Source organism: Psychrobacter sp. A3 (assembly GCF_028823565.1).
Lineage (GTDB): Bacteria > Pseudomonadota > Gammaproteobacteria > Pseudomonadales > Moraxellaceae > Psychrobacter > Psychrobacter celer.
This window is the reverse complement of sequence record NZ_JAPEHS010000090.1, coordinates 1-10,161: the sequence shown is the minus strand read 5'-3', so window position 1 is coordinate 10,161 and position 10,161 is coordinate 1. Positions and strand designations below refer to the sequence as shown.

At 49.4% G+C, this 10,161-nt stretch carries 7 protein-coding genes; 6 read left to right on the top strand and 1 reads right to left on the bottom strand.

Features of this window, described 5'->3' with window-relative positions:
* Positions 1-376: 376 nt before the first annotated feature.
* The 6 genes from NK638_RS10585 (at position 377) to NK638_RS10560 (ending at position 9,410) form a co-directional block, all read left to right on the top strand.
* Positions 377-2,134, top strand: coding sequence for an AMP-binding protein (locus NK638_RS10585; protein WP_274632997.1), 1,758 nt, complete (start codon positions 377-379; stop codon positions 2,132-2,134).
* A gap of 153 nt (positions 2,135-2,287) precedes the next feature.
* Positions 2,288-3,898 carry a carboxyl transferase domain-containing protein gene (locus NK638_RS10580; protein ID WP_105244785.1) on the top strand — a complete coding sequence of 537 codons (1,611 nt, stop codon included), beginning with the start codon at positions 2,288-2,290 and terminating at the stop codon, positions 3,896-3,898.
* 144 nt (positions 3,899-4,042) lie between these two features.
* On the top strand, positions 4,043-4,837 hold the full coding sequence (locus NK638_RS10575) for an enoyl-CoA hydratase/isomerase family protein (RefSeq protein WP_198335957.1): 795 nt from the start codon (positions 4,043-4,045) through the stop codon (positions 4,835-4,837).
* A 56-nt stretch (positions 4,838-4,893) separates the two neighbouring features.
* Positions 4,894-6,999: an acetyl/propionyl/methylcrotonyl-CoA carboxylase subunit alpha gene (locus NK638_RS10570; protein WP_274632996.1), complete on the top strand. Its 2,106-nt coding sequence runs from the start codon at positions 4,894-4,896 to the stop codon at positions 6,997-6,999.
* A 209-nt stretch (positions 7,000-7,208) separates the two neighbouring features.
* On the top strand, positions 7,209-8,129 hold the full coding sequence (locus tag NK638_RS10565) for a hydroxymethylglutaryl-CoA lyase (RefSeq protein WP_274632995.1): 921 nt from the start codon (positions 7,209-7,211) through the stop codon (positions 8,127-8,129).
* Between the two features lie 93 nt (positions 8,130-8,222).
* Positions 8,223-9,410, top strand: a complete 1,188-nt coding sequence (locus NK638_RS10560) for an isovaleryl-CoA dehydrogenase (protein ID WP_274632994.1) — start codon at positions 8,223-8,225, stop codon at positions 9,408-9,410.
* Positions 9,411-9,682: 272 nt separating this feature from the next.
* Here NK638_RS10560 and NK638_RS10555 read toward each other — a convergent pair.
* A partial coding sequence (locus NK638_RS10555; RefSeq protein ID WP_274632993.1) for a type III pantothenate kinase occupies positions 9,683-10,161 on the bottom strand: 479 nt, incomplete at its 5' end.

The following is a 10,161-nucleotide window of genomic DNA, read 5'->3' as shown; positions in this document are numbered from 1 at the left end:
GCGCTTAGAATGACTAAACTTATTATTTTTAACCTCGAATCGCCTAAAAAATAGTCTCTGTCAGTGACATGGTCGAATGTTCAACACGCCCTAACTTTTAGCTTTAATTTCTAGTTTTAATTTTTCTCAAAAGCCAGCTGTGTAACAAATACGTAGCTGGCTTTTTTGCCGACAATAATCGCGGGTTTTCATGCTATCTTTTACTGGGCTAATATTTTTAGCAGTTAATTTAAATGATACATAATGTATTATTATTATTGACAGTTTCGTTTTAGGCGGTATAGTAGTGAGTCATATATGATAGATACTCAAGGAAGAAAAATTGGCCCACGGGCGGTTTTTGAGTAGAATAAAAAGCACAACGAAAGGACTCGTTATGACGCAACCTACTGCATTTGACCACATATTAAGCAACATCCCTACCGTAAATATGGGCGCGCGCTCAGCGAATGCGCCACTGACCCAAAGCTATGATAAAGGCCCTGATGTGCCGCTGATTGAGGCGACCATCGGCGACTTTTTTGATGCCATTGTCTCCAAATATCCAGAGCGTGAAGCGCTGGTCGTCCGTCATCAAAACATCCGCTGGACGTACCGCGAATTGCAGCAACATGTCAACCAGCTGGCTAGCAGTATGATCGAGATGGGGCTTGAGATTGGCGATCGCATTGGTATCTGGTCGCACAATAACGCCGAATGGCTACTTATGCAGCTTGCCACGGCCAAAGTCGGCGTGATCCTCGTCAATATCAATCCTGCCTATCGTACTTTTGAGCTGCAATATGCGCTCAATAAACTCGGCTGCTCGGCACTCGTGCTCATGCGCCATTTCAAAAGCAGCGACTACGCTGGCCTTATCCGTGAGCTGTGCCCTGAGATTTATCATAAAGACTACACCCAGCTGGATTTGGTCGAGATTCCAACCATCGAGCGTATCATTTGGATTGATGAGCCAGACTCTGACGAAGCGTTTGGGTTTATGCAAAAATTCTCTGACTGGATGGCGGAAGGCGATGCCAACGATCCGCGCGTGGCCGAGCGTCAAGCGCAGCTAAAAAACACCGACGCGATTAACGTCCAGTTCACCAGTGGCACGACTGGGACGCCAAAAGGCGCGACCTTAAGCCATCGCAATATACTCAATAACGGCTACTTCATCGGTGAGGCGATGAACCTTACTTTCGAGGATAGACTGTGTATTCCTGTGCCGCTATATCACTGTTTTGGTATGGTGCTCGGCAATTTGGCCATCTTGACGCATGGCGGTTGTATCGTCTATCCAAACGATGGCTTTGAGCCGTTATCAGTCCTACAAGCAGTCGAAGAAGAAAAATGTACGGGGCTGCATGGTGTACCGACGATGTTTATCGCCGAGCTTGATCACCCTGAGTTTGAAAAATTTGATCTATCGACCCTGCGTACAGGCATTATGGCCGGCTCTAGCTGCCCGATTGAGGTCATGCGCCGTGTCATTGATAAGATGCATATGAAAGAGGTGACCATCGCTTACGGCATGACCGAGACCAGCCCAGTCTCTTGCCAGACCAACGAGCACACGCCGCTTGAGAAGCAAGTCTCGACCGTTGGCCTGGTACAGCCTGCGCTTGAGGTGAAAGTCGTCGATACCGAGACGGGTGAGATCGTGCCGTTAGGGGAGACAGGAGAGCTGCTCACACGCGGCTACTCGGTGATGAAAGGCTATTGGGGCAGCCGCTTTAAGACCCGTGAAGCGATCCAAGATGGCTGGATGCATACTGGCGATTTGGCTACCATGGATGAGGACGGCTATGTCAAAATCGTCGGCCGTAGTAAAGACATGGTCATCCGCGGCGGCGAAAACATCTATCCGGTTGAGATCGAAAACTACTTATATCGCCATCCCAAGATTCGCGATGTACAAATCGTTGGCGTACCAGATAAGCGGTATGGTGAAGTGCTGGCCGCTTGGATTATTCCCAAAGAGCCGGGCTGCTTGAGTGAAGACGACGTGCGCCAGTTTTGTAGTGAGCACATTGCTCATTATAAGGTACCAACTTATTATCGGTTTGTTGAAGAGTATCCGATGACCATCACTGGTAAAATTCAAAAGTATAAGATTATCGAGCAGATGAAAGCAGAGCTGGGTTTAGACTAAGCGCACTTCTCGGATACAGAACATCCACGACACCGGTGAGTGATACAAAAGACAAATGGCTACCAATCTATCGGCTAGCAGTCGTATGACCAGCAGTCACTATAAACCATATAATCAATGACTTGCACTTACGCAGCAAAGAAAAGGGATATCATGAGCACTATCATAACCAGTAAACTGAGTCCAAACGCCAGCGATTTTCAGCAAAACCGTGCCGCCATGCAAGAGATGGTCGATGACTTATATGTACACCTGCGTAAAGTCGCTCAGGGCGGCTCAGAGCGGGCGCGAGCCAAGCATTTAGCGCGTGGTAAGCTGTTGCCGCGTGAGCGAGTCGAGCGTTTGCTGGATGTCGGCACCCCATTTTTAGAAGTCGCTCCGATGGCCGCGCACGACATGTATGGCGAAGAGATACCCGCCGCGGGTGTGATTGCTGGTATTGGCCGTATCAATGGTACTGAGTGTATGATTGTCTGTAATGATGCCACGGTAAAAGGCGGTACCTATTATCCAATGACGGTCAAAAAGCACTTGCGCGCGCAAGAGATTGCGCAAGAAAACAATCTGCCTTGCGTGTATTTGGTGGACTCAGGCGGTGCAAACTTGCCCAACCAAGATGACGTATTCCCTGACAAAGAGCACTTTGGTCGTATCTTCTTTAACCAAGCCAATATGAGTGCGGCGGGTATCCCGCAGATTGCGGTGGTTATGGGTAGCTGTACGGCAGGCGGCGCGTATGTACCGGCGATGAGCGATGAATCCATCATCGTCAAAGAGCAAGGCACCATCTTTTTGGGTGGGCCGCCACTAGTAAAAGCAGCAACGGGCGAAGAGGTCAGCGCCGAGGATTTGGGCGGCGGTGATGTACATACCCGTCTGTCAGGAGTCGTCGATCATCTGGCACAAAGCGACACGCATGCGCTATCGATTGCGCGTGATATCGTCAGTCACCTTAACCGTCCTGCCAAGCAAATTCCCAATCAAATCAAACCGCGGCCACCGCGCTACGATGCCAAAGAATTATACGGCATCATTCCGACCGATAAGCGTCAGCCCTTTGATATCAAAGAAATTATCGCTCGCATCGTCGATGACAGTGCCTTTGATGAGTTTAAAGCGCGCTTTGGCAACACGCTGGTCTGCGGCTTTGCTCATATCGAGGGCATGCCAGTTGGCATTATCGCCAATAACGGCATTCTGTTCAGCGAGTCGGCACAAAAAGGCACGCACTTTATCGAGCTGTGCTGCAAGCGCAAAATCCCGCTGGTATTCCTGCAAAACATAACCGGCTTTATGGTCGGCCGTAAATACGAAAACGAAGGCATCGCCCGTCATGGTGCCAAAATGGTGATGGCAGTGGCCAACGCCAAAGTGCCGAAGTTTACCGTCATCGTCGGTGGCTCATTCGGTGCAGGTAACTACGGTATGTGTGGCCGTGCTTATAGTCCGCGCTTCTTATGGATGTGGCCAAATGCGCGCATCTCGGTGATGGGCGGTGAGCAAGCGGCGTCGGTATTGGCCACCGTTAAGCGCGATAACTTCGAGCGTAAGGGCGAGACATGGAGTAGCGAGGACGAAGCGGCCTTTAAAGCACCGATTCGAGATATGTACGAAGCGCAAGGCCATCCCTATTATGCCACCGCGCGCCTGTGGGATGATGGGGTGATTGATCCTGCTGATACGCGTCAAGTGCTGGCATTGGGGCTAAGCGCTGCCTATAACGCGCCGATTGAAGAGACGACGTTTGGGGTCTTTAGAATGTAGATTGATATTATATTTTCGATGAGAAAATGCTTTGGTTTAAAATAAAAACTGGGTTACTAAGTTACTAAGGCCGAGAACATTACGCAAAATTATCCGTAAAAAAAGACATGTAAAAGTTACCACAAAATATTGAGATAACCCTATATGAACAATTATAAAAGCCTATTGGTTGATATCGAACAGCACGTGGCGACGGTGACGCTAAACCGTCCTGAGATACGCAATGCCTTTAACGATGAAATGATCGCTGAGCTGACAGAGGTTTTTACCACGCTTGGCACTGATGATAATGTGCGAGTCATCGTGCTAGCAGCAGCTGGGAAAGCGTTCTGTGCGGGCGCTGATTTAAACTGGATGCGCGCCATGGCGGATTATAGCTATGAAGAGAACCTAGCCGACGCCGATAAACTCGCGCAAATGCTCAAAACCATTTATGAATGCCCAAAACCAACCGTGGCTGCCATTCAAGGCGATGTCTATGCAGGTGGCATGGGTCTGGTCGCCGTCTGTGATGTGGCCATCGCGGTGAAGATTGCCAATTTTTGCCTCAGTGAAGTGCGTTTGGGACTAGCGCCTGCCACCATTAGTCCGTATGTCGTAAGAGCATTAGGGGCTAGGGCGTCGCATCGCTACTTTTTAAGTGCAGAAGTGTTTGATGCCAAAAAAGCGCGTCAATTAGGCTTTATCCATGAGCGCGTCAGCGAGGAAGCGCTCGACGATGCGGTGGCAACGTTTTGTGCCAAAATGGTCAAAAACAGCCCCGATGCGGTGAAAACCTGCAAGCAGCTATTGCATGATATCGCAGGCGCGCCCATTAGCGACGAGCTGATCGCCGAGACGGTAAAAGGCATCGCTGATATCCGCTCATCCACACAAGGTAAAGAAGGCGTGCAAGCGTTTTTGCAAAAGCGTAAGCCTGATTGGTTGACGGCAGACTAGCGACAAACAACGATAGCCAAGCCGACAAATAAAAACGACAAGACACAGGGATAGTTATGTTTTCTAAAATTTTAATCGCCAACCGTGGTGAAATCGCCTGCCGTGTGGCCGCGACTGCCAAGCGCTTAGGCGTTCGTACCGTCGCTGTTTACTCTGATGCTGACCGCGGTGCCAAGCATGTCGCTGTCTGTGATGAAGCCGTTTATTTGGGCGGCTCGTCGCCGAAAGACAGCTATCTTAAAGGCGATGCTATCATTTCGATTGCTCGCGATGTGGGCGCACAAGCGATCCATCCAGGCTATGGCTTTTTAAGTGAAAACGCCGACTTTGCTCAGGCTTGTCAGGATGTGGGGCTGGTGTTTATCGGTCCATCCGCTGATGCGATTCGCGCGATGGGTGGCAAGTCTGAGTCCAAGCGTTTGATGGAAGCGGCTGGCGTGCCGCTGATACCGGGTTATCATGGTGACAATCAAGATGTAGAATTTTTAAAACAGCAAGCAGACAGCATTGGCTATCCAGTACTGATTAAAGCCAGTGCCGGCGGCGGCGGTAAAGGCATGCGTATCGTCGAGCAAAGCAGCGATTTTATCGAAATGCTAGACTCTTGTCGCCGCGAAGCAATCACTAGCTTTGGTAATGATCAGGTACTCATCGAAAAATACGCGCTAAAGCCGCGCCATATCGAAATCCAAGTATTTGGTGATACGCATGGCAACTATGTACATCTGTTTGAGCGCGATTGCTCGGTGCAGCGCCGCCATCAAAAAGTGCTAGAAGAAGCGCCAGCGCCAGGCGTTGATGCAGCGATGCGTGAAGCCATGGGGACAGCGGCGATTGAGGCGGCGCGTGCGGTCAGCTATGTCGGTGCAGGGACGGTTGAGTTCATCGTTGAGCAGCGCGAAGGCACGATGAGCTTTTATTTTATGGAGATGAATACCCGCCTACAAGTTGAGCACCCAGTCAGTGAAGCCATTACTGGCGTCGATTTGGTCGAGTGGCAGCTCTTGGTCGCCTCCGGTCAACCATTGCCAAAGTCGCAAGATGATTTAGCGATTAATGGCCATGCGATTGAAGCGCGTATTTGCGCGGAAAACCCTGACAATGATTTTTTGCCAGCGACGGGTACACTCTTTACGTATCAAAAGCCTGAGCACAGCACCTTTGATGTTGCCGATGTACGTATCGACGATGGCGTACGCGAAGGCGATGTGATTAGTCCATTCTACGACTCTATGATTGCCAAGCTTATCGTGCATGCGCCGACTCGCGAGCAGGCATTGGCCAAACTTGATCGCGCATTGGCACAAACGCGTATCGTCGGTTTACCTAATAACGTGGCGTTTTTGCGTTATATTTTAAATACTGAGTCGTTTAGTCAGGCCAATCTCGATACGGCGCTTATCGAGCGCGAGGCGGACGAGTTATTTGATCAACATCCACTTGATTTATCGACACTGGTGGTGACTGCTATCGCCCAGCAGCTGGCTAGTGAAGGCATGGCACAAGACGCCGATCCGTTTAGTAAGCCGACAGGATTCCGTGCTTATAACGATTATACACGCTCGTTTAGCTTGGTTTATGATGAGCAAGCTTATAGCGCTCGTATCAGTCATTGGCACAACGCCACTGCCACTGCTGGCAAAAAAGGCGCAGATAATCTGAGCAGCTTTACACTAGTGATCGAAAAAGAAATCGCGAACGCTGACAAAAATGCCAATGCCAATGTCGCCGCGCCAACCGAAGCGGTATATGAAGGTGAGGTCAGCTACGCCAGCGATGACGCGCACAATCATACATTATGGCTCGATGGCGCGCGTATTAATGCGCAGAGCTGGGTGAACAATGAAACCGTCTATGTGTTCACCGATCGTGGCCGTGATGAAATTACACTTGTCGATGTGATGGCGCATGTAGGCGAAGAGTCTGCGGCAGTCGGTAGCCTAAAATCACCGATGCCAGGGCAGGTCGTTGCCTTTAAAGTGGCTGTCGGCGATAGCGTGAGGAAAGGCGAGCCACTCGCCGTGATCGAAGCGATGAAAATCGAGCACACCATTACTGCACCTACCGATGGCGTGGTGGGAGAGTTGTTATTTGCAGCGGGTGATTCGGTGGCTGATGGTGATGAGCTGCTACGTATTGATACAGAAGCTAGCAGCGCTTAAGCGCTGAAGTATAAAAAATGGAATATATAGTCAATTCGATATAAAAACGATACAGTGAGATGAAAAGTTGTTTTTCGTAGCCTCTGTCGGCGTAGGCACAGCACGCAAGAAAAACAACGTTTCATTGAGCGACTTGATAGCCAGGTATCTGATTTATGTGGATTCGACTATAAGAACCGAAATATAAGAACAGTGAAAGGATAATAATCATGAGCCATTCGTATCCAGAGCACGTCACCATCGTTGATGTCAGCCCACGTGATGGCTTGCAAAACGAAGCCATGACGGTACCGACGGCGGTTAAGCAAACGCTTATCAACGATTTAATCGCAGCAGGCGTCAAAAAGCTGGAAGCGACCAGCTTTGTCTCGCCAAAGTGGGTACCACAAATGGGCGACAACAGTGAGCTGATGACCGCACTGGCAGAGACGCGGCATAATGATGTTATCTATTCGGTACTGGTGCCCAATATGCGCGGCTTTGATAATGCGATTGCACATCGTCCTGATGAAATCGTTATCTTTGGCTCAGCCAGTGAGACTTTTAGTCAAAAAAACATCAATTGCAGTATCGATGAAAGCATGGAGCGTTTTGCACCCGTTGCCGCTGCGGCAAAAGCGCATGGCATCAAAGTGCGCGGCGTCATCTCTTGTACGGTTGGTTGCCCTTATGAAGGCGAGATTGACCCAAGCCAAGTCGCGTATGTGACCAAGCGTTTGGTTGAGATTGGCTCAGAGCAGATTGGTATTGCTGATACGATTGGCGTCGGCACCCCGCTAAAAGTACAGCGCGCCCTACAAGGCGCATTAGAATATGCTGACATCGCTATGCTATCAGGCCATTTTCATGATACTTATGGTCAAGCCGTGAGTAATACTTTAGCCGCACTACAGATGGGTGTCAGCGAATTTGATACTTCAGTGGCTGGGCTTGGCGGTTGTCCTTATGCTAAAGGCGCAACGGGTAATGTAGCTACCGAAGATGTCGTCTACATGCTGCATGGTATGGGTATCAGCACTGGCATAGATTTGGATAAATTGGTCGTCGCTGGCGAGCGTATCAGTGAATTTTTGGGTCGCCGTAATGGCTCAAGCGTGGCACGTGCACTGATTAATAAGCGTCAGTCCTGACTAAGAAAATAAAGCGAGTCATAAGCTATATGGTCTTTTTTTAAATGGATCTGAATTTTTAAAAAATTAAACATCAAAATACAAGGAATGGTTATGAGTTTACCCGGATTGAATTTTCAGCTTGGCGAAGATATTGACGCGCTACGTGACGTGGTACAGCAGTTTGCGGCCAATGAAATCGCCCCACGCGCAAGCGAAATCGACAGCAGCGATGAGTTCCCGATGGATTTATGGCAAAAAATGGGCGACTTGGGTTTGCATGGCATTACTGTTCCTGAAGCGTACGGCGGCTCGGATATGGGCTACGTGGCTCATATGGTCGCGATGGAAGAGATCAGCCGCGTTTCTGCCTCTGTAGGGCTGAGTTATGGCGCGCACTCAAACCTATGCATCAACCAAATCAAACGCAATGGTAATGAGGCGCAAAAACAAAAGTACTTGCCTAAGCTCATCAGTGGTGAATTCATCGGGGCTTTAGCGATGAGTGAAACCGGCGCTGGCTCAGATGTGGTCAGTATGAAGCTCAAAGCCGAAGAAAAAGACGGCCATTATGTGCTAAACGGCAGCAAAATGTGGATCACCAATGGTCCAGATGCCGACGTGATGGTGGTGTATGCCAAGACCAATCCAGAGCTGGGCGCCAAAGGCATGACGGCATTTATCGTAGAAAAAGGCATGACGGGCTTTGGCACCGCACAAAAGCTCGACAAGCTCGGCATGCGCGGCAGCCATACCGGTGAGATGATCTTTGATAATGTCGAAGTACCAAGTGATAATATCTTAGGCGGCGTCGGCAATGGCGTCAAAGTGCTGATGAGCGGCCTTGATTATGAGCGTGCGGTACTTGCTGCAGGCCCTATCGGCATCATGCAAGCGGTGATGGATAATGTCGTGCCTTATATCCACGACCGCAAGCAGTTTGGGCAAGCGATTGGTGAATTTCAGCTGATCCAAGGTAAAGTCGCCGATATGTATACCATCTTGCAAGCGGGACGTAGCTTTTTATACACGGTCGGTAAAAACCTCGATATGCTCGATCAGCGCGGCGCAGGTCATAGCCGAGAAGTGCGCAAAGACTGCGCCAGTGTGATCTTGTGGTGCGCCGAAAAAGCTACTTGGATGGCCGGCGAGGGCATTCAAATCTTTGGCGGTAATGGCTATACCAATGAATATCCGCTCGGTCGCTTTTGGCGTGATGCCAAGCTCTATGAGATCGGTGCAGGCACCAGTGAGATACGCCGTATGCTGGTCGGGCGTGAGTTGTTTAACGAGACTAAGTAGAAACACTTACTTTCATATTAGGGCGTGTCCTCAATTCAATCGATAGCCATCTAAATGGGCTAAAAATGGCTAAATCTGGCCAAACGGTGTCAAATAGCTGACTAATATCTCGATATTATCTGCGCTATTTTCCTTGTTTGACTGCGATTTATCTCATTTTTATCACCATTTTTAAAATGAGGACACGCCCTAAACCAAAAAAGCAGGTCGCTTAAAACGTCCTGCTTTTTTATGTTTATTTTATGTCTTATAAAAATCTTAGATTAAAATTGTTATGTCTGTTTACTATGGTCAAAATAGCGTGCCAGACCAGTTAATAGTAAATCATCACGTAGTCGTACTGGGCGATTGACGTGCTGGGCGATGATGGCGGCATCGCCACCCGTCATGATGACTTCGAAGTTGGGATGACGATGGCTGATCTCGTTGATAGCGCCAACGATAGAGAGCAGTATACCGCGATGCACCGCGTCTTGGGTGGTCATGCCCTGACCGACGCTATCGAAGGCACCGTTAGAGATGGTGATTTGCTTGGTACCAGAAAATAGCGACTCGCGCTGCAAATAAATACTGGGAAAAATATAACCGCCCAAATGTGTCGCATGATCGATCAAGTCAATCGTCACCGCGGTCCCGCAACCTATCACGCACTGGCGCTTTTTTTTATCGACTGCGCCCAGCATCTGCAGCCAGCGATCGCAGCCGAGCTGCTGATCGTTATAATCGCTACGCATCAGCGGGTGCGCGGCAT

What these genes read in the sequence shown, in the direction of transcription:
- NK638_RS10585 (WP_274632997.1), top strand. Translation starts at nt 377, where the DNA reads ATGACGCAACCTACTGCATTTGACCACATATTAAGCAACATCCCTACC.
- NK638_RS10580 (WP_105244785.1), top strand. Translation starts at nt 2,288, where the DNA reads ATGAGCACTATCATAACCAGTAAACTGAGTCCAAACGCCAGCGATTTT.
- NK638_RS10575 (WP_198335957.1), top strand. Translation starts at nt 4,043, where the DNA reads ATGAACAATTATAAAAGCCTATTGGTTGATATCGAACAGCACGTGGCG.
- NK638_RS10570 (WP_274632996.1), top strand. Translation starts at nt 4,894, where the DNA reads ATGTTTTCTAAAATTTTAATCGCCAACCGTGGTGAAATCGCCTGCCGT.
- NK638_RS10565 (WP_274632995.1), top strand. Translation starts at nt 7,209, where the DNA reads ATGAGCCATTCGTATCCAGAGCACGTCACCATCGTTGATGTCAGCCCA.
- NK638_RS10560 (WP_274632994.1), top strand. Translation starts at nt 8,223, where the DNA reads ATGAGTTTACCCGGATTGAATTTTCAGCTTGGCGAAGATATTGACGCG.